The sequence below is a fragment of the Mediterraneibacter massiliensis genome (assembly GCF_001487105.1).
Classification (GTDB): Bacteria; Bacillota; Clostridia; order Lachnospirales; family Lachnospiraceae; genus Mediterraneibacter; species Mediterraneibacter massiliensis.
In genome coordinates this window covers 251,693-278,211 of record NZ_LN913001.1, presented here as the reverse complement: position 1 = coordinate 278,211, position 26,519 = coordinate 251,693, and the positions used below count along the sequence as shown (strand labels likewise).

Genomic DNA, 26,519 nt, shown 5'->3' with positions numbered 1-26,519 from the left:
CACCTCACTTTTTATTCTGCTGCTTTTGCTTTTTTCTTGAGCAAGCCGCCTTTTTGCAGACCACTCTTCTTGTATCTTACATGGGCATCCAAAGCAACCGCCGCTATGATAACAATACATTTGAAAATGCCATGGTAGTCAGATGCCACGCCCATCAGACGCAGACCATTTTGTACAACGCCTACCAGGAACGCTCCCCATATAGCTGCCAGGACAGAACCTTCACCGCCCATCAGAGACGCTCCGCCGACAACTAAAGCTGTCAGTACGAAGTTATCATATCCCTGTGCTGCCTTTGCGATTGCCTGACGGTTCATACTTGCCAACACGATTCCAGCAAGAGCTGCCGTGAAGCCGGACGCTACATAAGCAGCGATCGTTACCAGACGACTCCTTACACCGGAGAGCCGGCACGCTTCCGGATTGCCTCCTACTGCATACACATTTCGTCCAAACACCGTCTTATTTAATATAATGTATGACAGAACTGCCATGAGTGCCATAATATAAACAGAGAACGGAATCCCTAACAATCTGCCTCCTCCAAGAAATGCAAAGGATGCCGGTTTCATACAAGGGATAACATTGTTTCCAGTCAAAAGCTGGGCTATACCATATACAATATTCTGGGATGCCAGCGTGATCAAAAATGCCGGTACACCAAACTGTGTAACGATCAGCCCATGAACCAGCCCGACAGCACATCCAAGAAGCAGTCCGCCTGCCACACCAATAATAACCCCAGTTGTGGAATACTCATGTTTTACGATCTGCGTAACGGCAAGAGCTCCTGCCGCTGCTGCAACTGCGCCGACCGATAAGTCGATCCCCCCCAGCAGGATCGGGAAGATCGTTCCACAGACCATGATTCCGTAGACAGAAATCGACAACAGGATACTTTTCATATTTGCTCCCGTCAAGAACACACCCGGCTGAAGGATCGTAAGAACCAGCATGATAGCTACGAGAATCCACAATCTCTGGGATTTCCCAAACAGTTTTTTTGCCTTATCCTTATTCATCTTTTCCTGCCTCCTTCGTGAGAATTCCTGACTCTGCCATCAGAATGTCTTCCTGTGTGATCTTGCCGCTTGAGAATTCTGTAAATATCTCACCTTTTCTCATGACAATGATTCTCTGTGATACCCGCAGAAGTTCCTGCAGATCAGAGGATACCATGATAACAGATGTACCATGTGCAGCCAATTCTTCCAAAATCTTGTAGATTTCTTCTTTTGCGCCGATATCGATACCTGCCGTAGGCTCGTCGATGATCAGCAGCTTCAGATCACGGCTCAGCCATTTTGCAAGAACTGCCTTCTGCTGGTTTCCTCCGGAAAGATTCCCCACTGGGATCAGCGGATTATTCGGCTTGATATTCAATCGATCTACCATCTCTTTTCCCAGTTCTTTTTCTTTTCCGCTCTTTACAAATCCGCTGGCTGCCAATGTATCATAATTCGTCAGGGCTACATTCCGCTCAATAGACAAAAGCGGTGTAAACCCTTGATTTCTTCTGTCTTCCGGCACAAAGCCGAAACCGTTTTTGATACTGTCTGTGATTTTTCTTGCTAAGGGTTTGCCTTCAAATTCCACCGTACCGCTGTCGCACGGATCTGCTCCATAGATACAGCGCATCACTTCGGTTCTTCCGGCTCCGACCAGTCCGGCAAATCCGACGATCTCGCCTTCATGTATATCAAAACTGATGTTTTTAAAGATTCCTTTTTTCGTCAGATTATCTACTTTCAATCTGACCGGTTTATCTGACGTTGTCAGATTATTTGAGGCTGTTGCCTCACTCAATTCTTTTCCGATCATAAGACGGACTACTTCCGCCGGAATGATCTGTTCTTTTGTAAGTGTTGCAACTCTTGCGCCGTCCCGCAGAACAGTAAGCCTGTCGGACAGACGATATACTTCTTCCAGACGGTGCGAGATATAAATGACGCTTACTCCGTCTTTACGCAGCTGCTCGATGATCCCGAACAAAGCGTCCGATTCTTTTGTACTCAGAGAAGCCGTAGGTTCATCCATGATGATCAGTTTGGATTCTTCACTTAAGGCTTTCAGTATCTCGATGGTCTGTCTCTGTGCGATCGTCAATGTTTCTACGATTGCATCCGGTTTGATTCCAAAACCATATTTATTGATCAATTCGGAAACTCTTTTTCGCATCTTTCTGGCACTGACAAATCCGGCCTTGCTTTCTTCTTTGCCGAGCATCACATTCTGCATGACTGTCAATGTCGGGATCAGACTCAGTTCCTGATAGATAACGCCAATCCCTAATTTAGAAGCGTCGTTTCTGTTATTGATCTCCACCGGCTGTCCGTTCCAGTAGATCTGCCCTCCGTCCTTTGGATATATCCCTGTCAGGATCTTGATCAGAGTAGATTTACCGGCTCCATTTTCTCCCATGAGCGCATGTACTTCACCTGCTTCCACAGAAAAATCCACTTTCTTCAATACAGGAGATTCATTGAAGCTTTTCTCAATATCTTTCATTTCTAATAATGCTGACATTACGCTTCACCTCCTGCCATTTTTGCTGATTCTGTATCGTCTTCTCTTGCTTTCCTCTGGATACGTTTCTGCATGATATCATTATATACCGCATCAAAGATAATCATAATAACGATAACAACTCCCTTTACTACCAGTTGGGCAGCTGTCGGAAGGTTATACTTCAATATACCATTCTGCAATACTGCCATGAAAATAGCGCCTACCGCAGAGCCGAACACATCTCCTCGACCTCCCGCAAATGCGCATCCGCCGATAACTACTGCTGCAATGATATCAAATTCCAAACCCGTTCCTAAGTCTGTCGTCACACTTCCTACTCTTCCGATCTGGAAGATTGCTGCTACACCACACAGAAAACCGGTAAGGATAAATACCATCCAGCGGACCTTATCCGTATTGATACCGGATAATTCAGCTGATTTTCTGTTGGCGCCTGTAGCATACACATATGTACCGAATTTTGTCTTTTTTAAAATAATCTGTCCGATCACTGCCAAAAGCACAAAGGCTATTGTCACAAGATAAATTCCGTTGATGCTTCCTCCCATGATCAGGATGCCCGGGTCTTCGATCTTCTTATTGCTGATGACTCCGGCTTCCCGGATCGCAAAAACAAACACCATCGAACGGAACAGATACTGTGTAGATAAAGTTGCAATAAATTCTGGTACTCTTAATTTCGTTACAATAAAACCATTTAACACACCACATGCAAGTCCTGTTAAAATGGAAATTACCATTATCAGTCCTGCCGACAACTGATAATTATACAGCAGATTAGCACAAAGCATACCTGCAAAGCCTACGGCTGCGCCGGTCGATAGATCGATCCCCGCTGTAATGATAACAAATGTCACGCCGATGGCGATAATACCGGTAACCGCACATTCTCTTAAAATGTTCAGCATATTATCCGCCGTGAAAAATGAATCGCTGGTCAGCCCAAATACAAGCATGATGATCACCAACGATGCGACCGATATCAGACGCCGCATATTTTCCTGTCTCATAAGTATATTCCTCCTACCTTACAGCCGACTGCTAATCTGCTGTTATACTGCTTTTGCTCTAATGAATTACCAACGCATATCCTCTGTGATTTCAGCTACATTGTCTGCTGTTACTACAACCGGTGCCATCTTCACTACAGGTGTTTCGCTCAATGTACTTGCCAGACTTCCTGTTTCTATTGCATACATAGCAAACTGCGCACACGCAACGCCCTGTGTCTGTGCGTTTGTATAAACTGTTCCTGTACAGAGTCCCTGCTCGATGTACTCTAACATCTTAGATTCACCGTCAACACCCCATACCTGCATTTCTCTTCCTGCTGCTTTTACCGCTTCTGCTGCACCTTCAGCCATAGCGTCATTGTGGCAGAGAACTGCATCAATCTCAGAATATTTTGTAAGGAAGTCTGTCATAACTGTGTTGGCATTTTCTGTCAGCCATTCACCAGACTGTTCATCCAAAATTTCGATATTCGGATATGTTTCTTCCATAACTGCTTTAAAACCTTTATCGATATTCTCACCTTTTGTTGCTCCCGGTGTAGCAGAAATAATGACAACTTTTCCTTCTCCGCCAAGACTCTCGCCAATTGCTTCTGCAATCTTTTCACCTGCTTCAACATCAACTCCTGCTACCAAGCCTGCATGAGTAGTATCTGCATCCAAATTACATGTAATAACCGGAATACCGGCAGCTTCTGCTTTGTCTACAGAAGAAGCAAGTCCTGCCGCATCCGTTGCCTGCAGAATGATTGCATCATACTTCTGATTGATCAATTCATCCATGATCTGTACTTCTGTATCAACAGATGCCTCTCCATCATATACGTCAAATGTTACATTTGAGAAGTTGTTCAGATAAGATTCCATACCTTCTGCCCATGCAGCTGCACAAGAATCACCGATTACGTTTGGCAAAAATGCAATTTTGATATCATCAGCATAAGCATCTTTTCCTGCTGCCTTTTCAGCTTTATCGGAACTTCCGCCTGCCTCATTATCTGTCTTTACACTTCCACATCCTACGGCTGTTGCTGCAACCATAGCTCCCACTAAAAACAATGACACGATTTTCTTTTTCATAACGTTCTCCTTTTCTTTTTACTGACATTGTATAATACATCTTTGCATGCGTATATGTATTACTTATTGTATACAATAGCACTCTTTGTATATTTTGTCAATAATACTCCGTTGTTTTTTTTGATTTTTTATCACTTTTTCCATCAGTCACTTTTTCATCTGTCCATTTTGTTATGATTTTCTGTCCATTTCGCACTATGCATACGGATTTTCGTTACTATTTTACTGTTTTTATAGACGAAAGCTTCTGCCAGCACGCTCTCACTAAAAAACCGCAGGTTTTCCTTCTTATTTCTTTCAGAAAACCTGCGGTCTGTATTTAATGTTTCACCAGATATTCTTTATTGTACAGCATATGTGCCAGCATCGCCTCTCTCGCTTTCTGCGGATTTCTCTGGGCAATCGCATCTGCCACCATCCGGTGTGTTCGGACTGTCTGTTCTGTCAGTCCCGCATTGGTCACTTCGACCAGTTCTTTTATTGCAGAATGGATCACCGGCAGAACATTCAGCACAACCTGATTCTTACTGCTTTTGGCGATCAGCTTATGGAAGTCCATATCTTCCTCCTCAAAAGATTCTCCGCTGCAGATCTTTACTTCTACCGCCTGACATGCAGCCAGGATTTTTTCAATATCGCTCTCGGTTGCTCTTTTTGCAGCCAGCGCCGCGATCTCCGGTTCTATCATACTCCGCACTTCCAGAAGATCTTTTGTCAGCTTCTTCTTATTCTTCATAAATTCCAATCCCAGTGGGTCGGAGACAAGCCCCGGCTTCTCAGCGACAAAAGTGCCAAGTCCACGTCGTATCTCCACAACATTTCTGGATACGAGGATCTTGATCGCCTCCCGGATCGTTCCTCTTCCCACATGCAAAGATTGGGCAAGCTGAAATTCATTCGGCAATTTCTCTCCCTTTTTGTATTCATTGTCTGCTATCAGACCGGCGATCTGCCCTGCTACCAGTTCCGGCAAAGACTTATCAGTTCCTTGTATTGTTTCCAGACCCATATTTCCACTCCTGATTCATTCTATTTCCATATCCAACCAGCTGAACGTCCATATACACGTCTCTTCCGGCAGCTATATTGTACAGATATTCTACCACAGTATCCTGCATTTTGCAATTGACACGTATGACGTCGTATGTTATATTGTGTTCAATGAAATATATTTGTTGTATTTAACAGGAGGAAATGCCATGAAAGCCATTAAAGTTATTGAACCATTTAAAGTAGAGATTGTAGATGTACCGAAACCGGAGATTGAAAATCCAGATGATGTCATCGTACGCATTACTTCAGGAGGTATATGCGGTTCTGATATTGGCATATGGAATGGAACCAACTCGTTGGCTACATATCCACGTCTGATCGGGCATGAATTCGGCGGAATCGTGGAGTCTGTAGGCTCTGCTGTCGAACATATCAAACCAGGAGATCAGGTCGCCGTGGATCCTGTCATCAGCTGTGGACACTGCTATGCCTGCCGTATCGGCAGACACAATGTATGCCGGGATCTGGAAGTCATGGGTGTACACAGAGACGGAGGTTTTGCAGAATATGTAAAAGCGCCGGCACAGAACATACATCTTTTCCACAAAAAGTTCGATGAATCTTTACTTGGTCTGGTAGAGCCTTTTACGATCGGTGTAGAAATCAATAATCGCGGACAGATCAAAGAAGGCGACAAAGTCCTGATCATGGGATCCGGTCCGATCGGTATCTGCGCTATGCAGGTTGCAAAACGCAACGGCGCACAGGTCATCATGACAGATCTGGTCAAAGAGCGTTTGGAAAAAGCAAAGGCTATGGGTGCTGATGAGATCGTCCTTGTTTCTGAAGAAGACTTAGAAGAACGCTTGGATCAGTTTACTGATGGGGAAGGCATTCCTGTCGTAGTCGATACAGTATGTATCCCCTCTTCTTTTGAGCAGTCTGTACAGTTAGCATGCCCTGCCGGACGTGTCGTATGTATTGGACTGAAGGATAAACCGTCGAATATCTGTATGGCGGAGATTACAAAGAAAGAATTAACTATTGTAGGTTCTCGTCTGAACAATCACTGCTTTGATGAAGTCATCGAAGGATTCGAAGACGGCAGTCTCCATCCGGAAGATCTGATGACAAAGGCATATAATTATAAAGATATCATGGATGCGTTGACTATGATCAAAGAACATCCACAAGATGTCTTAAAAATCGTATTGAAATTCGAAGACTGAGCTGCATAAACCTAAGGGGAGGAACACATGAAAGAAATCTACGTTACACAGGAAAATGGTATTTCACCTGCGGAAACAACGCATTCCATCGAACAACTTCTGGCACAATATCCGGATGTTCGAAAAGTACTCATCATCCCCCCGGATTTCACCCGCTGTTACTCGTATGCGGGTGAGATCACCCAGATCCTATATAAAAAACTGTCCCCGCAGGCACAGGTACAGGTCATGCCTGCGCTGGGCACACATATGGAGATGGATGCCCAGGAGAAGGAAAAGATGTTTCACGGGGTCATCCCGGATTCTGCTTTTCTCGTGCATCACTGGCAGACGGATACGATTTCCATCGGTACAGTACCTAAATCTGTGGTAGAGGAAATCTCCGGCGGGCTTTACTCTACCGATATCGAAGTGGAAGTAAACGAAAAATTGATCCATGGCGGCTATGATCTGATCCTGTCCGTAGGGCAAGTCGTTCCGCATGAAGTAGTCGGTATGGCAAATTACAGTAAGAATATTTTCGTCGGGATCGGCGGACGCCAGATGATCAACAAATCTCACATGCTCAGCGCCATCTGCGGGATGGAGCAGGCATTGGGTGTTGCCGACTCTCCTGCAAGGAAGGTATTTGACTATGCCCAGGAACATTTTCTGACAGAGCTTCCGCTCGTCTATATCCAGACAGTCACTACTTTGGATCCGCAGGAACACGTATCTTTAAAAGGTCTGTACATCGGTTCTTCCCGGAAGCCTTTTGAACATGCCTGTGCGCTGGCCGATAAGTTAAACATCACCCATATCGGACGACCGGCCAAAAAAGTCGTCACCTATCTGGATCCTTATGAATTAAAAACGACCTGGGTGGGAAATAAAGGCATCTATCGTACCCGGATGGCAGTGGCCGATGGAGGAGAGCTCATTGTACTGGCACCGGGCGTAAAAGCGTTCGGAGAAAACAAAGAAATGGATGAGATGATCCGTACTTACGGATATAAGGGACGTGACTATATACTGGATCTGTTTAACAAAGGGATATTCCAGGATCGTATCATGGCAGCGGCTCATCTGATCCAGGGTTCTGCTGACGGCCGTTTTCATGTTACATACTGCACAAGATCTGACAATTTGAGTAAAGAAGAAATCCACAACGTCGGCTATGACTGGATGGAATATGAACAGGCTATTAAAACTTATGACCCTCATACGTTGAAAGAAGGATGGAACACACTAAAAGACGGCGAAGAGATCTATTTTGTGAAAACGCCTGCTCTCGGACTGTGGAAAGTGGATTAACCTCCACTTTTCCACAGTTTTTTCTTGCTGTATCAACTCTGCGCAGGCGGAGACTTCTGCAGCGCAGAAGTCTTTCTTAGTTTTATATAATACAGCCATCCTGCCATATCTGCCAGTGCCCATCCGATTGGAACAGACCACCAGATACCGGTCACTCCTAAAGCCGTAGACGACAAGAGATAGGCAAGCGCCACCCGTGTACCAAGTGATATGACCGTCAGTACGACCGACATTCCCGGTCTTCTCACAGCTCTGTAATATCCATAGAATAAGAACAAATATCCTATCCCAATATAAAAAGCTCCTTCTATATGCAGATACTGCACTCCCACCGCCAGGATCTTTGTCCTGTCCGCCTCAATAAAAAGAGACAACAGCGGTTTTGCCAACAGCCAGACTGCCGCCGAGATCACTATACAAAAACCTGACACAAGATATACTGCCTTTCTGCACCCTTCCCGGATCCTTTCCGGTTTTCCTGCCCCATAATTTTGCGCCACAAAGGTAGAAAATGCATTGCCGAAATCTTGTACCGGCATGTACGCAAAAGAGTCGATCTTCACCGCCGCCGCAAAGGCTGCCATCACCCCCGGTCCGAAACTGTTCACCAGTCCCTGTACCATCAAAATTCCCAGATTCATCACCGATTGCTGTACGGATGTCAAAAAAGAAAACTGAAAAATTTCTATGATTAGTTTTTTCTTTATCTGTAAATGTTTTCTCTTTATCCGAAATTCTTTCCGTCTAAACCATGTATACAATGTGATGCCAATCCCTGATACAAACTGGGACAGCACTGTCGCAAATGCCGCGCCGCCCACCCCTGCATGGAGACCGAGCACAAACCCAAAATCCAGGATCACATTCAAGAGAGCACAGACGGCAAGAAATACAAGAGGGATAAACGATTCCCCTGCTGCCCGCAAAAGACAGGCAAAATAATTATATAAAAAAGTGGCGCCGATCCCGGCAAAAATGATCAGCAGATACTCTCTCATCATCTTATATACAGCTTCCGGAACCCGCAAAAACCAAAGTATTCCGTCGATTCCTAAAAAGACTGCAATATTTAGTATGATCGTCAGACTTCCGATCAAAAGAAAGGAGACCGCTATGCTTTTCTTCAGCGTCTCCTCATCCCGTTCCCCATAACGTATAGAAAACAGCGCGCCGCTCCCCATACATAATCCCAGAATGATCGAGGTAAGAAATGTCATGAGAGTATACGCAGAGCCTACTGCCGCCAGTGCATTTGCACCTATGAAACGTCCGACGATCAATGTATCCGCAATATTATAGCACTGCTGTAAAAGATTCCCTGCCATTAAAGGCAGGGAAAAGAGCAGCATTTTTTTCGCCACGGAACCTTCTGTTAAATTTACTTTCATGTATCTTTCACTTTCCTAACACATTTTCATCAGCCGCACAAAAAATTCTACCGTTTTTACTAGCGTCTTGACCGGCACCCGTTCATTATTCCCATGGATCATTCCACGTTCCTCTTTTGAAAGCTTCATCGCCGAAAACTTGTATACCCGGTCTGTAATCCGGCAGTAATGCCAGGAATCGCTGCATGCCATCATCAAATAGGGAGAGACGATCGCCTCTGTCCATGTATCTGCGACCGCCTGGCAGAGACGTTTGTACTCCGCACATTCTGTATCAGATTCTCTGGAAGGATTTCTTCCCTCATATACCGATACCTCGATATGGGGATTGTGTATGGTCTTTTCCAGATACTCCCTCGCTGACTCTACCGTGTCCTTTCCCAAAAGCCGCAGATTCATGCCTATGGAAGCTGAAGGAGGAATAACGTTAAATGCCTTTCCTCCCTCCATCTTCGTCATCGCGCAGGTCGTCCGCACCATCGCATTTAATTCTCCGCCGGAAGCACGGCACACTTTGTCGAACAGACCTTCCAGGCACCACAGATTCGCGAATAAGATCTTATAGGCAAAACTCGAATGTCTGCCCAACGTGTCTAGCATTTCACGGACTGGTTTTGTGATCTGCCTTGGGAACGGATGATTTTCTACATCTGTCACTGCCTGCGCCAGCTCTCCTACGATCGTATGTACCGGAGGCATAGAAGCATGTCCTCCATTGCTCTTTGCTTTGAATTCAATATTTGTCAGACCCTTTTCCGCTATCCCGATCAAAGCGCACTCTCTGTCTACTCCCGGAAATACATTCTCCACCACTGCGCCGCCTTCGTCTACGACTAATGCCGGCCGGATACCTCTTTCCTCCAGAAGGTCTACGATCGCCGGGCAGGAGGGTCCATTGATCTCTTCCTGTCCTGAAAAGGCAAAATAGATATCATGTTCTGGTACAAACCCTTCTGTAATCAGTTTTTCTGCCGCTTCCATGATCCCACAGAAAGTTCCCTTTGTATCCAGTGTCCCTCGCCCCCAGATCACGCCGTCCTCCACGATTCCTTCAAACGCAGGCTTTTCCCATAGCGACTCTTCTGCAGGCACCACATCATAGTGGGACATTAAAACGACCGGCTCCTTTTCTGTTTTTCCCTTCCAGTGATACAGCATGCCGTTCTCCCCTACGAACTCCCGTGTACATGCGTCGTGTACACTTGGATATAAACGAGGGAGCAGATTCTGAAATTTTACAAATTCGTCTTGATCTATCAGACTCTCCTCATTGTAAGAAACTGTCTTACAACGTATCATTTCCACCATGTCGTCTACGATTTTCTTTTCATCTAATGTAACCGGACTGCCGGAAGCCTTCACTTCCCCCTTTGGCACAAACATCACCGCGCGCAGCAATACTATGCCCAAAAATAACGCGATAACAGCCAGTACTATCCATACTATGATCATATAATCCTCTCCTCCTATAAAGATCATTTCTACGAACTTTTACAGTTTTCCCTTCTTATACAAAATTCTCGCCGCACCGATCGCGATCAACGCTCCTACTGGAACCAGCACCCCTACCGAACTGGAAAGTGACGGGACCAGAAGGAATAACACGATCATAAATAGAAGCGGGGCAATAGAGATTTTCCAGTTCTTGCTCACGTAGACAACCGCAAGACCTCCGAATAACGCCGGAAGTATATTGTCAAATGCCGGTTTTAATACCGGAGAATTCAAGATCGGTGTCAAAGGCACGAGCAAGGCTACTCCTGCGGCTATAATCACTGTCGTCACGATAGAAGAAGTCGCCACGGCGATCGTAGAAATCACCTCTCCTTCCTCTGTACCCGGCTTAACTTTCGCGTTTTCCATCGCTGTCAGCGCTGCCGGTACTTTCAAATTCGTAAGGTTGCCTGTTACAAAGGCGAGATAGGAGCCTGCGGTTCCCAGCATAGGCACAAAGGTTATGACTTCGATCAGCCCCACTGTCCAAAAGATGGGAGCCACACCCAAAAGCCCTTTTAATACCGGCATGATTCCCGGCCATGCATCATAATAAATACAAGTCACTGTCGGATAGGCAAAGATCATACCCAGTGCTAACAATATCCATATGCGTCCGTACATATGTGTCATATCATCATAGGTCTTTCCTTTTTTCCCCATCATATCAACCTCCTATCAGCGGCGTAATACATACCGCAAAAACCATAGCGCCCAGCATACTGATCGGCAAAGCATAGTTCTCCAGCCACTTCATGTGACACTTCTTCACGAGGATCCCACAGATTCCCATTAAAAATGCAGAAAACAAGAGAACAAAGATCGGTATCCAGCCTTTTAACCCTTCGCGTATATCTGCGAATACCATTCCCAGAAATGCCGAGATCATACCCAGAAATAACGCTGTCATAACAATGTCTCCCCACTTGCTGTCCTTATTTTTAAGCTTTACCAGACCTCCCTGGATCTTTTTGATAAAAAGCGGTACCCAGATAAGACCCGGAAAGATTCCCAGCGTCATGACCCAGGCAATAGCCGTATAAACTTTTGGATCCGTGATCGTCGTAGAGAGCGCGCCTATCCCTAAGGCATTTGCCGTCGTCGTGGCCGCCGGCAGTTCATACGTAATAGCTCCGATCACACTCAGACGGAGCCAGGGAAGCGGCAGACCTAAAAACTTCGACAATGTAATGATCCCCAGAAGGATGGATACCGCCGGGGCAAAAGTAAACACCGCCGTCGACAGCATCATTTTCCGCACCTGCTTCATATCCATGTTAAGTGCTTTTCCTCTGCGGTATGCCCGCACAAGAAAAAAGACCGACTGCGCTATAACAAAAACGATAACCGCTCCTGCCAACACAAATAAAAATGTACTGTTTGCGTCAAACATAAAAAACCTCCTCATAAATTCTTTGTACTTTTTTTCCTTTTTCTGATGATATAACACAAAAGTGCCGTCCCAAAGACAAACATACTGATCCACTGGGAAGTGGAAAACCCATGTATGATCCCCCGCTCCGCATCGTCATAACGAAAATACTCCAGCACAAAACGCACCGGCGCGTAGAGCATCAGATATAACAGCAAACTATTTCTGGTCTTTCTTTGCTTCCTGCATATATATACGATCAGGATCACTGCTATCACCAGATTGCACATTGCCTCTGTCATCTGTACCGGAAAGAGCGCTATATGATTTGGCGCGATCAGCGACTCCGTGTAAGTGATCGCTCCCATCCCTGTATACGGTCTTCCATAGCAGCAGCCCACAGCGCTGCACCCCATTCTTCCAAAGGCATGCACGATCGGGATACAGGGAATTCCAATGGAAGCATATTCCAGCACCTGTATATGGAAGATCTTCCAACAAAAGAATACGCCGATCAGCCCCCCGATCAGCCCTCCGTAAAACACAAAACCGCCTGACAGCCATATGGAGAGATACGCCCTGTCTGTCAGCCTGGAAAAATCAATATCTTTCCAGGAGACAACAAGATATAAGAGCTTAGCCCCCAAAAGCCCGCCCAGTGCCGCACAGGCGGCGAGCGCTATAAAATCATCATATTTCTTATGAAACCGGCGTACCAGTATGCAGCCGACAAGCGCTGCCACGAGCACACCTGTCCCAATACAAAGACCATAATACGGTATTGTAAACTTTCCGATCTGAAATCCCATCTCCCACCACTCCTATGCGCTGAAAAAGAGGAATGCATAAGCACTCCTCTTCTCACTCATTCCCTTTACGTTAATATTATGCTAAAGCTGCGATTCCGCCAACACATGCTGCACACGCAATATACATGAGCAGACAGAGTACCGTACCGATAATGGAACATACGAAACCAGCTGTCGCCATGCCTTTTTTCGCCGGATCTTTCTTCCCCTGTACTCCCAGGATGATGCCAACGATACCGATCACGCCGCCAACAAGTCCGAAGCTTCCAAAGAATACTCCGATCACAATAGAAACAATACCTAAAACTAATGATGCTACTGCCATTTTCTTCCTCCGTAAATATTTTATGTTTTTTTCATAAAAATATTATATATGTTTCATTTTCTATTGTCAATCTTTATATTTTTATTCTCCAGCCACTCCCAAATGTCTTTATATACCTGTATGCGGTCTGTCTCGTTGAGAAGCTCATGTCTGTCCCCAGCATACAATCGCAGCATGATGTCCTGTATCCCGGCCGCTTTATATTGTTCGTATATTTTCCGCACTCCTTTCCCGCAGTTTCCCACAGGATCTTCTGCTCCTGCCAGGATCAGGATAGGCAGGTTCTTAGGGATCATAAAAATGCTCTCTTTCTTCTGCATGCTTAACATCCCGCTGAACATATGATAATATGCATTTACGGTAAATATAAAGGAACATAAGGGATCAGACACATAGGCCTCCAGACGTTTCTCGTCACTGGTGATCCAATCCGCTCTTGTCTTTGCCGGTTTAAAGCGTTTGTTGTAGGACCCGATCGCTATCTTGTCTATCAGACGGCTCCGGTAGTGCCAGCCTCGGCACGCCGCTATGATACGGCACAAGCGCTTTGCACATTTCAAAAGCCCTCTGTTTTTGTCTGCCACGGCTCCCATCAGTATAGCTCCGCTTAATCCATTTCCATACATCTGGATATACTGCCTGAGAAGACTGGAGCCCATACTGTGTCCCATCATATAGTAGGGCACACCGGGATATTTTTTGCTCGTGCGCAGACGAAGGGTATGCATATCTCCCAAAACGCACGCATTTCCGTATTTCTCATTAAAAAATCCATATTCCGACTTACTCTGTATCGATTTTCCATGGCCAAGATGATCGTTCCCCACCACATAAAAACCCTCTTTACACAAAAACTGGGCGAACTCATCATAACGGTCGATATATTCTACCATGCCGTGACTAAGCTGCAGGACTGCTTTTACACTGCCTTCTGGCTTCCATTCTATTGTGTGGATCTCTGTATTTCCATCCTTTGAGGGGAAATAAAACTCATCTTTCATGTTTACTCACTACCTGTCATCTAAATTTATGTACTCACGGTACGGTGCAAGCGGCTTATAAGCTGGACGGATGATCTTATCTACATTTTTCAGTTCTTCTAGTCTGTGTGCACTCCAGCCGACAATACGAGCCGTTGCAAAGATTGGTGTATAAAGTGCCGGCGGCAGATCCAGCATGCGGTATACCAGCCCGCTGTAAAAGTCTACATTGGCATTTACACCTTTATACATTCTGCGCTTTTCTCCTATGATCTCCGGCGCCATATGTTCCACAGTTTCATACAACGCATACTCTTCTTCATGTCCTTTTTCTTTTGCAAGCTGCTTTACAAACTTTTTGAATATGTCTGCTCTCGGGTCTGATATAGAATAAACGGCGTGTCCCATTCCATAGATCAGTCCCTTATGGTCAAACACTTTTTTATCCAGAAGGTCTACAAGATACTGCCGTATCTGTTCCTTGTCAGACCAGTCTGTCAGCGTCGCTTTCATGTCCTCAAACATCTGCGTAACTTTGATGTTCGCACCGCCATGTTTCGGTCCCTTCAAAGAAGCCATTGCCGCAGCGATGGTCGAATACGTATCTGTTCCTGAGGAGGTCACCACATGGGTCGTAAACGTAGAGTTATTACCACCGCCGTGATCCATATGGAGTACAAGCGCCATGTCCAGGATCTTTGCCTCTAGCTTCGTATAACTCCGGTTCTCTCTTAACATCATCAGAATATTTTCCGCTGTAGAAAGCTCCGGTTTAGGTGCATAAATATACAAATCTTCGCCTCGTTTATAGTTATACGCGTGATACCCATACACCATAAGCATGGGGAACTGGCTTATCAGATTCAGACACTGTCTTAAAACGTTGGGGATACTTGTATCGTCTGCCTTTTTATCATAAGAGTATAATTGCAAGATACTTCTTGTGATGCTGTTCATCATATCGCGGCTCGGCGCTTTCATAATGACATCCCTCACAAAATTCGGCGGCAGGGTCCTTCTCTGTGCGATCATCTCCTGGAATTCCGCCAGCTGCTGCTTATTTGGAAGATCGCCAAATAACAAAAGGTATGCCGTCTCTTCAAAACCAGGATGCTGCGCATCCAAAAACCCCTTTACCAGATCCTTGATATTATACCCTCTGTAATAGAGATTTCCTTCACAGGGAACGCTTACTCCGTTTACGATCTTCGATGCACATACATCCGAAATATTCGTCAAACCGGCCAGGACACCTTTTCCGTTGAGATCACGCAGACCTCGTTTCACCTCATACTTTGTGTATAGCTCTTTGTCGATCTCATTGTTCTTTTCACATTTAAGGGCAAGTTCTTCGATCTTGGGGGTAATAGCAAAAAAAATACTGTCAATATCTTTGTTCATATGCCCTGCCTCCTTACTCATTCTAGTTTTCATATGTGCTTATTATACTAAAAATCAGCATTTTATACAATCAAATGTCTATTAAATATTTATGAACTATGCCGAATAAATCCTCACTTTTCACCATTTTCTCTATCCGCCAGTGCATCTGCCAACGCCGCAAATTGTTCCAATGTCAAGGCTTCCCCTCTCACATTACCGTCTATCTGCAGCCGGGCAAGCGCCTGCTCCACCTCTCCCTTCGCAAAAGACAGCTGTGTACAATTCTTCAGACCATTGACAAGGGTCTTTCTTCTCTGATTGAAAGAAGCACGGATGATCTGGAACAAAAGTCCGGCATCTTTTACCTTTACAGGCGGCTCTTCGTATCTTTCCAAACGGATGACTGCTGACCCCACCTTGGGACGAGGCATAAAGCAATTGGGCGGAACATTGGCCGCCAGATATGGCTTCGCATAATACTGCACTGCCAAAGAAAGAGCTCCGTAGTCCTTTGTACCAGGTCCTGCCTGCATCCTCTGCGCCACCTCTTTCTGCACCATGACCGTAACACTTTTCAGCGGCACCTGACTCTCAAACAGCCCCATAATAATCGGCGTCGTTATATAATATGGAAGGTTTGCGACAACTTTTATCGGCTTTCCTCCATTCTCCTTGGCCACAAGCTCTGCAATATCTACTTTCAGCACATCCTCATTGATAATGGTCACATTGTCATACCCGGACAATGTATCCTGTAAAATAGGTATCAGCGCCTTGTCTATCTCGATCGCCGCTACTTTTTTCGCCGTGCATGCCAAATACTGCGTCATTGTCCCGATTCCCGGACCGATCTCCAAGACAAAATCTTCCTCTGTGATACCGGCACAGTCTATGATCTTTTCCAGTACACGAGGATCTATCAAAAAGTTCTGCCCATATTTTTTTTGAAATACAAAACTATATTTCTTAAGCACCGCAATAGTGTTCTGCGGATCTCCCAGCGTAGGAGCTTTTCTGTTTTCTTTCATATTTTATGATCCTTTCTGTTGTCCGTATATTCAAACGCTTCCCTTTACGTGCGTTGTACAAAAGCACTGTGCCTGCTGCCGTTTCCACAATTTTTATAACCGGTACAGTTGTTTTGCGTTTTTCTCGGTCTGTGCGATGACTTCCTCCACAAAGATCCCTTTTAATTCCGCAATCTCCTGTGCGATATATGGAAGATACAGGGAAGAATTTCTCTTACCCCGATACGGTACGGGAGCCAGATAAGGACAGTCCGTCTCGAGTACGATAGACGTAAGCGGGATCTCCTGTACGACTTGCTTTAATTTCTTTGCATTTTTAAAAGTGACGACACCACCGACCCCGATATAGTATCCCATCTTTACATATTCCTTCGCCATTTCCGGGGAATAAGAATAACAATGGATCACTGCGTCAAGATCCATTCCATGTGCTTTCATGATCTCCATTGTATCCGCCGCCGCTTCACGGCTGTGTATGATGACCGGCTTTTGCAGCCTTTTGGCAAGCTCAAGCTGACGGATAAACCAGTATTTCTGCTGCCTGCGGCTCTCCCTGTCCCAATAATAATCTAACCCGATCTCTCCGACAGCCACTATTTTATCTCTTTGCAGCAGTTTTTCCATATAATAGAAATTTTCTTCATTTAACTGTCCTACTTCATCCGGATGGACGCCGATCGCGCCATAAAGAAAAGAATAGGTATCTGTCAATGAAATGATCTTCTCCCAGGATGCTGTATCCGAACTCGCATTGACGATCCCGCCGATACCTGCCGCCTCCATGGAAGCTAAAATATGCTCTCTGTCATCATCAAACTGCGCATCATCATAATGTGCATGTGTATCAAAAATCATAGATATTCCTCCACATAATAAAGCAGGTTCCCATCCAGAGAACCTGCCCCGAATTGCAGTTCCAATTATAACACAATATCATCGATCTTATCAAATGTATCCATGGTGTACGCCTCTACTATATTGCCCGCCACCAGATAAAAAGTCTCTCCAACATAAAGTCCTCTGATTTCTGCGTAACTCATCATTTCTCTTGAAAAACGCACGGTAAAACCATTCTCATTGTCATAAGAAAGAACATAATATATCTGTGTCTGCCCATAAGCGGTAAAACCGATCAGATTCTTTTCTTCACTTATGAGCGCTGCTCTGTAATCGTAGGTTATATCTGTAGAATACGTATCTTCCAGAATATATTTCTGTACTTCTTCTACATCTGAAGGATCTGAAATATCAAACATAGAAACCTTTACGCCATTTGTCACCGTTCCTGTCTCATCTACATCCATGCCGATCCCTAAAAGCTTCCCTTCGCCAAAAGGATGCAGATATTCTGAAAATCCCGGTATCTTCAGCGCTCCGATGATCTTAGGTTCTGCCGGGTCTGACAGATCTGCCGAAAAAAGAGGATCCGTTTGCCGGTATGTCACAAAATATCCCGTGTCCCCTATAAATCTGGCAGAATAAATCTGTTCACCCTCTGCCAGATCATGGATCTCTCCTGTTATCTCCAGATCTGCATTCAGTACGTAGAGGGAATTGCTGTCTTTTATCTCCGTTCCCGGTTCCTCTGCCACACTGCTCTTTAACAGCGGGACTGCTTGATCACCTGTCTGGCTTACCGTCGTTGCCAGCCGTAAGTTCCCTTTATATTCATCAATGCTAAAAGAATCGTGCAGTATACCATCTAACTTTATCTGTCCTTTTGCTTCCAGCATGCCGTCTTTATATCCGATCTTACGAATACAAGTCTGGGTCACTTCCGTTTCCTCGCCGCTGTAATCGTCTTCACATATATAGATATTCTCGCCGCTCACATAGTACAGTCCTGCATTTCCGAATACCGCTGCACTGTCTGTCTTCTTTGAAGGTTCTGCAACAGCAAAGGAAGAGATCACTGTGTACTGGCTTCCTCTTTGATATTGTGGAAGAAAGATCCTGCTGCTTTCCAAAGTTTTCCCCTGTACTTCAGGGATATAACTTTCTATCGCATTTCTGTCTTCCGGCAGATCCGCATAAAAATGACTCAGCAGATACACGTAACCGTCTTTCACCCGCATGGTATAGAATACGCCGCTCTGTGTAAAGGTATCTACAAGTTCCGGCCTGGATGGTTCAGCAACATTATAAACTGCGATTCCTGTATAGTTATATACATCTCCAAGATACGCCACATCCTTGCTGATTTCTCCTGCTCCGCTGTCTTCGTCTTCTTGCGCTTCCTTCTCGTACACAGTCTCTGTATACGCCACCAGAAGAGAATCACCCTCTATATATAATTCATATATCTGCTTTTCCTCCTCTAGATGTATAGAGGCAAGTTGTTCCATCTCTTTGCCTGCAATACTCACGATCTGTATATTCTGTCCGTTCTGTATATAAAGGTTCTTCCCGTCTGTCTTTACGACATCCCCTTCACCTACTCCCATCTCACGTACATTTGTATCTGTATATCCGTCGGAAGCCGGCGCTGTCTCCCCGACACCATATGACTGTACTCCTGCATCTGACGCACTCTCTGCCTCCGCACTTTCATTCATACTTTTTGCCAGCTCTCCTGCCTGCTGCCTCGCCTGTACTTCCTGCGCTTTTACTTCCGCCTGCAGATATGCGTAAATATCCTCATATCCATCTGCAGATGCAATCTTAGTTGGCACACTTGCTTCGGAAGATCTGACCTGCCGTTTTGTTCTGTCTGTCTTGGTTATGTTTCCCGCTGTCTCCTTCATCCATCCGTTTTGTACGGCAGCTGTTCCGACTGCGAAACAAATGCAGGCTGCTGCTGCCGCTGTATAAATTCCCCTTCTCCTTCTTTGCTTTCTGCGCTGCTTTCCTCTCTGACTTTGTTCCAACATCTTCTCCACCGCATCCGGCTGCAAAGATTCTGGGATTTCTATCTTCTTGGCATCTTCTGTGATCTTCTCTGTTATACGCTGTTCTTCTGTTCGGGCACCCTTGTTTTCATCCATGTTTTCATCCAATCCCATTTCTACTCCCCTTTCTGCTCTAATACACATCGCATTTTTTCTAAAGCGCGGTTCTTTTTTGAGCGCACTGTCGCCGACCCAAGCTGCAGTATCTCACCGATCTCTTTGCTTTTATACCCGCCAAATACAGAAAACGACACGATCATTCTTTCTTCTTCATTCAATGTACCAAACGCCGCCCGTACATCCAGATTTTGTGCGTGATCCGCTTCCGGCTGCGCCAGTTCTTCGGTCAGTTCATCTCCTTTTTCCCGTCCACGGAATTTTTTTCTGCACTGATTGGCCAGTATCGTAAATATCCAGCTTCGAAATGCTGTTTCGGATTTTAATTTCGTTATATTCTCATACGCTGCCATAACCGTCTCACTCACTGCATCTTCCGCATCCTGTGGATGTCTCAGCGTATACAAGGCGAATTTGTATAGCTCCGTATAAATCTGTGCATATAACGCTGAAAACGCCTTTACATCTCCTCTTTTGGCCTTTCGTATCAACGCTAACTCCCGCTTCTCATCCTCCTTCTTCATGTGCCGCCTCCTTCCTTTCTGTATATTAGAGTAAAATATAAATGGTTTTGTTGCATGATTATATATAAATTTAACTGACAAAAGAATGGTCACACGATAACTGCATATTACAACGCTCGTCAGGGCTTTGCCGAAATTCCTCGCTTTTGCAACATACAGTTATCGCGCTTACGTTCTTCCGCATTCAAGTTTATATTCAAAACGGAAAAAACTATAGAAGATACACAAAGAAACACTGTGTCAGAACACAGGGCAGGGCCCATTTATCTGACACAGTGTTTCTTTGCTGTCTCTTTCAATTAGAAGTTTCATTCCACTATCAGAAGGAAATAAATACTTCTGTTTGGAAGTCCGCAGCAGTGTGAAGTCAATTTTTTAAAACAGAAACATGAACTTAAGCGGCGAAAGTGTATGCATGAAATGTATGTTTTGCGTGAGCGAGGAATTTCGGCAAAGCCCTGAGGAGCGATGCAAAACATACATTTCATGCGCCCTTTTGCCATTTGACTGCATATTTCTTTTGTCAGTTAAATTTATATTTTATTTTTCTGTAATTTCTGTACAGTTTCTATATCTGTTTCCAACATCTCTGCTATCTCTTCAACGGAATATCCTTTTTGGCCTTTCTTTTCTATTAATTCCTGAAGTGTTTTCAGTTCTCCCCGCGCCATCCCCTCTTTCAATCCAGAAGCGTGACCTTTTGAGATTCCTTCTTTCAATCCGGAAACATGGCCTTCGCGTATTCCTTCCTCGCGTGCCTTATTCTGTTCCATGATCTTTTCTTCCCATGCCTGCATATACTTCACTCCGATCTTTTCACTGGATTTGATTGCCCGGATGCGCTTCTGGATATTATGGATTCGCTCGCTGGCGCAGGTTCTGCTCACTTCTTCTGTGGTGTGCTCCATATATTTGAGGAGTTCCACCAGTTCTTCCGACACCCCTTCGGTATTCGTTCCATGGGTATTGAGGAAGATACGGACAGCGTCATCTTTTAACGAAAGTTCCGGTACTTCCTCGCACTGCATACGGAAGGTATAGCGGTACAATCCGTATCCGAACAGGTCAAAGGGACAGATCAGGATGATATACACGGGATTTAACTTCTGAAAGCCCACCTCCCCCGGAGCCAACAGATTCGAGTCGATCAGCGCCTGATAGAAGCGGCTCCGTTTCGGAAGATTTCCCGTGTTCTCTTTTTGGACTTCTGTATTATATACCGTGTCCTCTTCATCCATGGCCCATACATCCAGCCGCACATAACGGTTTAAAGGATGGGAGCGCTGTTCCTTTTCCGTCTGGGGCAGCAGTTTTAATACAACCTCTCTCCCTAAGATGATCTCCAGTATATCCCGCATGGTATCCGGGTCGTCCGCCGCCTGCGCGAATAAAAAACGATCCAGCAGGTTCAAATCCTTCAATGGCTTTTGTTTTAGTTTCATCTGTACTTTTCTCCTTTCATTATAGGGAAAAGCCTGCCGGTTTACAACACTTTTCCCTAAATTGCCTGTGACATAAAATTTTCCCGGCACAAATATGTGATTTTGTTTCTTTGGGTAAATGTTTGTGAATATCCCGGATAAAGATCCGGATATATCGACGATCCGGCAACCGGATAAAACAGAATGATCTGTACAGAGCAGATCATCAGACTGTGCTTTTGGAAAAACACAAGACTCTTTCTTATAGATGCGCATCTAAAAAGATAGTTTTACCTTAACACAACAGAAGATAAACTACAATAAAATAAATATAAATTTAACGGAGCAACAAGCAGTGCGAAAAGGAACAGATCATGTCATGTGTCATACTTGTATGCAAACAGGGTATGATCTGTTCCTTTTCATTCGGCGACTGCCGATAGCGAAATGAAGCGGAGGCGGAATTGAGCTAACACTGCGGAAGTATCCAAAAGAAATATGCAGTCAAATGGCAAAAGGGCGCATGAAATGTGTATTTTGCATCGCTCGTCAGGGCTGCGCCTAAATTCCTCGCTCACGCAAAACACAGATTTCATGCATACACTTTCGCCGCTTAAGTTCATGTTTCTGTTTAAAAAATCGACTTCACGCTGCTGCGCATTTCCGCCAGAAGGCAAAAACACTTCTGTTTGGAAGTCTGTAGCAACGTGAGGTCGTCTTTTTTTCTGAAATTTAATTGAGGAATCTGCCTTCTGATAGTAGAGTGAAACTTCTGATTGGAAGAGACAGCGAAGAAACACTATGTCAGATAAGCAGGGCATTGACAGGAGCGTTCCGAATACAGTTCGCCTGGTTCTTAGCGCAGTACATCTGCGTGTTCCAATGGACACGTCGATGTTCTGTGCTTAGAACCACTCGAACGGATGAGGTAAAGCGGGTCCTGTCCTGTGTTCTGACATAGTGTTTCTTTGCGTACCTTCTATATAAATTTTACCTTTTTTCTATAAGGCAGTTCGTCAATTAAATTTATATTCCTCTTATCTTTCTTCTCTAAAGTAATTATTTCCGCAGCTTTTTGGCTGTGCGTGTTCTTTGCTTTGTCGCATGCTTGTAGCGATCAGGACAACGATCGTCGCTACATAAGGCAGCATGTCATAGATCTGCGCAGGCAGTCCCGGAATGTTTACGTACATACGCATAATCGTCAGCCCGCCGAAAATGAGAGCCACAAGAATTCCTCTTGCCGGACTCCATGTCGCAAAGATAACCAAAGCAACCGCAAGCCAGCCGTAGCCGCTGACGCACCCATGCACCCACACACCAGATGTCGTGACCATGCTCATATACATACCCCCGATCCCGCAGATCCCTCCGCCTATGATCGTAGCGATATATTTATATTTTGTGATGGAGATTCCTGCCGCATCCGCAGTCGCCGGATCTTCTCCCACTGCCCGCAAATTCAATCCAATCCTCGATTTGTTGAAGATCCATCCTAAAATGATCGCAGCTGCGATAGCAAAATATACGACCCAGTTATATTGAAAGAACAATTTCCCAAGAACCGGTATATCCGATAATACCGGAATATGCAGTTTGGAAAATGCATTCTTCGTCACCTCTGATACAGCCACATAGCCACCGGCTTTCTGTCCGATATATTCGCCAAAGAAATTCCCAAAACCCGTGCCAAATATCGTCAGCGTCAGACCGGTCACATTCTGGTTCGCCCGCAGAGAAATCGTAAGAAATGCGTAAATAGACGCCCCCAAAGCCCCTGCGAGAAAAGAAACGAGCAGTGCGATCAAAGCAGATAGGACACCGTTGGGGTTTCCTCCGGCCTTCACCACCCCCTGTTCGTAGTAATAGGAACCGGCAAGTCCGGTGATCGCTCCCATGAACATCATACCTTCTACGCCAAGATTCAAATTTCCTGCCTTTTCTGTCAGTATCTCTCCCAAAGCGCCTAAAAGAAGTGGAGTACCCGCAAGTACTGCCGCGATAAACAAACTATTCAATGTACTAAGCATGTGTTTCCTCCTTTCCTCTGCGAATCAATCTATAAGAAATGAAAAACTCACATCCCAGCATGAAAAACAAAATAATACCGATCAGCAGATCAGACGCTGACGCCGGAATTTTGAAGTTCGTCTGTATGGTATTCGCTCCTCTTTCAAGCATGGCAATGAATACAGATACGACAAGCATGCCAAATGGATTCATTTTTGCCAGCCAGGCAACTGTAATGGCAGTAAATCCTACGCCTCCGGCAGTACTCTCCGTGATCGTGTAATCGGCGCCTGCAAACTGCAGCATACCCACCAGACCACACAGCGCACCGGAAAGAAACATCGTGCGGATAAATACTTTGCTTACATTAATCCCTGCATACCGTGCTGTATTATTACTTTCTCCGACAACAGCGATCTCATATCCCTGTTTTGTCTTATTGAAATAAACATATGCCGCAGCAACCAGGAGTAAGGCAAGGATCCAACCCCAATGGACACCGAATACTTTTGTCAGCCTTGCCCCCGGAACGAGCATACCAATCTTCGGATAACTGCTCCCTTCTGCTTTCCATGGGCCATTCATCAGGTATTTAACAAAAGCAAGTGCTATGTAGTTCAGCATCAAGGTAAAGAGTGTCTCATTTGTCCCCCATTTCGCCTTACAGACAGCCGGAAGCAGACCGTAAATACCTCCTGCCACGATCGCCGCCAGCATCATAAGAAGCACTAAAGGCAGTTTCGGAAAGATATGGGCCGTAAACAATCCAAACGCCCCTGCAGCCACCGCTCCTACCAATATCTGTCCTTCTCCTCCTATATTCCAGAACTTCATCTTAAAAGCAAAAGAAATTCCAATAGCTGTGATCAAAAGTGGTACCGCAATCTTGATCGTCTCATGTATGACAGTACGGGAACCCCATGCTCCTTTTACCATGGAAGCATAAACGGAAAACGGATTGTGTCCCAGAGCCAATATCAAAAGTCCTCCTGTCACAAGGGAAAGAATAAAAGCAATTCCACGAATCCCCCAGGTCTTCTGCTGGGACAGTGTATCTCTTTTCACCATACGGATAAGAGGTTCTTTTCTTTGTCCTGTGCCTGCACTCATGCGCCCACCTCCTTTTCTTTTGCTGTTTCTGTATGTATCATCATAAGCCCTATCTCTTCTTTCGTAACTTCACGAGGATCGACGATCCCACTGACTTTTCCGCCGCACATGACCATGATCCGGTCAGAAAGCTGCATCAGTACATCCAGATCTTCGCCTATAAAGATGACTGCCACACCCTTTTTCTTTTGCTCATTCAACAGATCGTAAATACGATAGGAGGAGTTGATATCCAGTCCCCGCACAGGATATGCCACGATCAGCACGGATGGATTGCATGCAATTTCTCTTCCCAGGAGCACCTTCTGCACATTTCCCCCTGACAGTCGTCCCACAGGAGTTTCCACCCCCGGCGTAACGATCTCCAGATCTCCGATCAGTTTCTTTGCCAGCTCACGCGGTGCTTTTCGGTCTACGAACATCCCTTTTTTACTCTTATAACTACGCAGCAGACAATTATCCGTCATATCCATGTTGGCGACCAGACCCATTCCCAGCCTGTCCTCCGGCACAAACGCCATAGAAATCCCTTTTTTCACGATCTCATCCGGTTTCAGCCCGAGTATCCTCTCTTTGACTTCTCCGTCATCATTGCTGCCGTTGTAGAGAACGGAACCACCTATTGAAGGATACAGTCCTGCGATCACCTCACATAGTTCTTTCTGTCCGCTTCCCGCAATACCTGCCACTCCCAGGATTTCTCCTCCATATGCATTAAAAGAGACATTATCCAGCGCTTTTACGCCATCTCCGTTCAGACAAGTCAGATCGATTACCTGGAGCCGCTCCGGTCCTCGTTCTGTCCGTGCCCGCTCAATCTCCAGACTGATCGGACGCCCCACCATCATTTCTGTAAGCTGTGCCTGATCCGTCTCTGCCGTATCCACCACTCCGATATATTCTCCTTTTCGCAAGATAGCGACACGATCCGAGATTGCCAGCACTTCCTGCAGCTTATGCGTTATAATGATGATAGATTTTCCATCTTCTTTCATATTTTTCAGCACTGCAAACAGCTTATCCGTCTCCTGCGGCGTCAGAACAGCCGTGGGCTCGTCTAAGATAAGGATATCTGCCCCTCTGTACAGGACTTTTAGTATTTCTACTGTTTGTTTCTCAGACACAGACATATTGTAGACTTTTTTCGCCGGTTCCATTTCAAATCCGTAACGATCCGCAAGCTGCGCTACTTTTTGATTCACTTCTTTCCTGTTTACCACGGCTTTTCCTTCCAGTCCCAGGACAATATTCTCTGCCGCTGTCAGGACATCTACCAGTTTAAAGTGCTGATGGATCATTCCAATTCCAAGAGAAAATGCATCTCTGGGCGAACGGATCATAACTGCCTTTCCATTTACATGGATCTCTCCATGGTCAGGGAAGTAAATTCCTGAAAGCATATTCATCAAAGTCGTCTTGCCGCTTCCATTTTCTCCTAGGAGCGCCAGGATCTCTCCTTTTTTTAGCTCCAGATTTACATCCTTATTGGCGATCACTTTTCCAAATGTCTTTGTAACGCCATGCATTTTTACA

Annotated in this window: 23 protein-coding genes; 2 read left to right on the top strand and 21 right to left on the bottom strand. The window is 45.3% G+C overall.

Annotated features, from left to right (window positions below; translation table 11 throughout):
* Positions 1-11: 11 nt before the first annotated feature.
* From BN3282_RS05540 to BN3282_RS05520, 5 genes are all read right to left on the bottom strand, one after another.
* Positions 12-1,022, bottom strand: a complete 1,011-nt coding sequence (locus BN3282_RS05540) for an ABC transporter permease (RefSeq protein ID WP_059067313.1) — start codon at positions 1,020-1,022, stop codon at positions 12-14.
* Positions 1,015-2,526 (bottom strand): sugar ABC transporter ATP-binding protein, encoded by a 1,512-nt coding sequence (locus BN3282_RS05535; RefSeq protein ID WP_059067311.1) that lies wholly within the window; start codon positions 2,524-2,526, stop codon positions 1,015-1,017. Before BN3282_RS05535 ends, BN3282_RS05540 begins: the two co-directional genes overlap by 8 nt.
* The gene (locus BN3282_RS05530) at positions 2,526-3,539 is read right to left on the bottom strand and encodes an ABC transporter permease (protein ID WP_059067309.1); all 1,014 of its coding nucleotides are present in this window, start codon (positions 3,537-3,539) and stop codon (positions 2,526-2,528) included. Before BN3282_RS05530 ends, BN3282_RS05535 begins: the two co-directional genes overlap by 1 nt.
* A gap of 66 nt (positions 3,540-3,605) precedes the next feature.
* Positions 3,606-4,622, bottom strand: a complete 1,017-nt coding sequence (locus BN3282_RS05525) for a sugar ABC transporter substrate-binding protein (RefSeq protein ID WP_059067307.1) — start codon at positions 4,620-4,622, stop codon at positions 3,606-3,608.
* Positions 4,623-4,941: 319 nt separating this feature from the next.
* Positions 4,942-5,631 carry a FadR/GntR family transcriptional regulator gene (locus tag BN3282_RS05520; protein WP_059067305.1) on the bottom strand — a complete coding sequence of 230 codons (690 nt, stop codon included), beginning with the start codon at positions 5,629-5,631 and terminating at the stop codon, positions 4,942-4,944.
* Between the two features lie 190 nt (positions 5,632-5,821).
* Here BN3282_RS05520 and BN3282_RS05515 point away from each other — a divergent pair, with 190 nt between their 5' ends.
* Together BN3282_RS05515 and BN3282_RS05510 are read left to right on the top strand one after the other, a co-directional pair.
* A complete protein-coding gene (locus BN3282_RS05515) occupies positions 5,822-6,844 on the top strand; it encodes a zinc-binding alcohol dehydrogenase family protein (RefSeq protein WP_059067303.1) in 1,023 nt (340 codons plus the stop codon).
* Between the two features lie 27 nt (positions 6,845-6,871).
* The gene (locus BN3282_RS05510) at positions 6,872-8,137 is read left to right on the top strand and encodes a nickel-dependent putative hexonate epimerase (RefSeq protein ID WP_059067301.1); all 1,266 of its coding nucleotides are present in this window, start codon (positions 6,872-6,874) and stop codon (positions 8,135-8,137) included.
* A 32-nt stretch (positions 8,138-8,169) separates the two neighbouring features.
* On the opposite strand, the gene BN3282_RS05505 is transcribed toward BN3282_RS05510, so the two are convergent.
* The 16 genes from BN3282_RS05505 to BN3282_RS05430 all read right to left on the bottom strand — a co-directional run bounded on the left by BN3282_RS05505 (position 8,170) and on the right by BN3282_RS05430 (position 26,512).
* Positions 8,170-9,525: an MATE family efflux transporter gene (locus tag BN3282_RS05505; protein ID WP_059067299.1), complete on the bottom strand. Its 1,356-nt coding sequence runs from the start codon at positions 9,523-9,525 to the stop codon at positions 8,170-8,172.
* 15 nt (positions 9,526-9,540) lie between these two features.
* Entirely contained in the window at positions 9,541-10,977 is a 1,437-nt protein-coding gene (locus BN3282_RS05500) for a M20/M25/M40 family metallo-hydrolase (protein WP_059067298.1), read from the bottom strand.
* Between the two features lie 39 nt (positions 10,978-11,016).
* A complete protein-coding gene (locus tag BN3282_RS05495; RefSeq protein WP_059067296.1) occupies positions 11,017-11,685 on the bottom strand; it encodes a hypothetical protein in 669 nt (222 codons plus the stop codon).
* A 1-nt stretch (position 11,686) separates the two neighbouring features.
* On the bottom strand, positions 11,687-12,412 hold the full coding sequence (locus tag BN3282_RS05490) for a DUF5058 family protein (protein ID WP_059067294.1): 726 nt from the start codon (positions 12,410-12,412) through the stop codon (positions 11,687-11,689).
* Between the two features lie 11 nt (positions 12,413-12,423).
* Positions 12,424-13,200, bottom strand: a complete 777-nt coding sequence (locus BN3282_RS05485) for a prolipoprotein diacylglyceryl transferase (RefSeq protein WP_059067292.1) — start codon at positions 13,198-13,200, stop codon at positions 12,424-12,426.
* Positions 13,201-13,276: 76 nt separating this feature from the next.
* Positions 13,277-13,525 carry a hypothetical protein gene (locus BN3282_RS05480; RefSeq protein WP_059067290.1) on the bottom strand — a complete coding sequence of 83 codons (249 nt, stop codon included), beginning with the start codon at positions 13,523-13,525 and terminating at the stop codon, positions 13,277-13,279.
* A gap of 53 nt (positions 13,526-13,578) precedes the next feature.
* Positions 13,579-14,526, bottom strand: a complete 948-nt coding sequence (locus tag BN3282_RS05475; RefSeq protein WP_059067288.1) for an alpha/beta fold hydrolase — start codon at positions 14,524-14,526, stop codon at positions 13,579-13,581.
* A gap of 9 nt (positions 14,527-14,535) precedes the next feature.
* A complete protein-coding gene (locus BN3282_RS05470; protein ID WP_059067286.1) occupies positions 14,536-15,906 on the bottom strand; it encodes a citrate/2-methylcitrate synthase in 1,371 nt (456 codons plus the stop codon).
* Between the two features lie 113 nt (positions 15,907-16,019).
* Complete coding sequence (gene rsmA, locus BN3282_RS05465; protein WP_059067284.1) at positions 16,020-16,916, bottom strand: 16S rRNA (adenine(1518)-N(6)/adenine(1519)-N(6))-dimethyltransferase RsmA; 897 nt, start codon at positions 16,914-16,916, stop codon at positions 16,020-16,022.
* Between the two features lie 93 nt (positions 16,917-17,009).
* A complete protein-coding gene (locus BN3282_RS05460; RefSeq protein WP_059067281.1) occupies positions 17,010-17,771 on the bottom strand; it encodes a TatD family hydrolase in 762 nt (253 codons plus the stop codon).
* Positions 17,772-17,836: 65 nt separating this feature from the next.
* Positions 17,837-19,918: a beta-propeller domain-containing protein gene (locus tag BN3282_RS05455; protein WP_059067279.1), complete on the bottom strand. Its 2,082-nt coding sequence runs from the start codon at positions 19,916-19,918 to the stop codon at positions 17,837-17,839.
* 2 nt (positions 19,919-19,920) lie between these two features.
* A complete protein-coding gene (locus BN3282_RS05450) occupies positions 19,921-20,445 on the bottom strand; it encodes an RNA polymerase sigma factor (RefSeq protein WP_059067278.1) in 525 nt (174 codons plus the stop codon).
* Positions 20,446-20,978: 533 nt separating this feature from the next.
* Positions 20,979-21,887, bottom strand: coding sequence for an Rpn family recombination-promoting nuclease/putative transposase (locus BN3282_RS05445; RefSeq protein WP_059070297.1), 909 nt, complete (start codon positions 21,885-21,887; stop codon positions 20,979-20,981).
* A 1,016-nt stretch (positions 21,888-22,903) separates the two neighbouring features.
* Positions 22,904-23,896: an ABC transporter permease gene (locus tag BN3282_RS05440; RefSeq protein WP_059067276.1), complete on the bottom strand. Its 993-nt coding sequence runs from the start codon at positions 23,894-23,896 to the stop codon at positions 22,904-22,906.
* Positions 23,889-24,986, bottom strand: a complete 1,098-nt coding sequence (locus tag BN3282_RS05435) for an ABC transporter permease (protein WP_059067275.1) — start codon at positions 24,984-24,986, stop codon at positions 23,889-23,891. Before BN3282_RS05435 ends, BN3282_RS05440 begins: the two co-directional genes overlap by 8 nt.
* Complete coding sequence (locus tag BN3282_RS05430) at positions 24,983-26,512, bottom strand: ABC transporter ATP-binding protein (RefSeq protein ID WP_205408554.1); 1,530 nt, start codon at positions 26,510-26,512, stop codon at positions 24,983-24,985. The genes BN3282_RS05435 and BN3282_RS05430 overlap by 4 nt, the downstream gene beginning before the upstream one ends.
* Positions 26,513-26,519 lie beyond the last annotated feature (7 nt).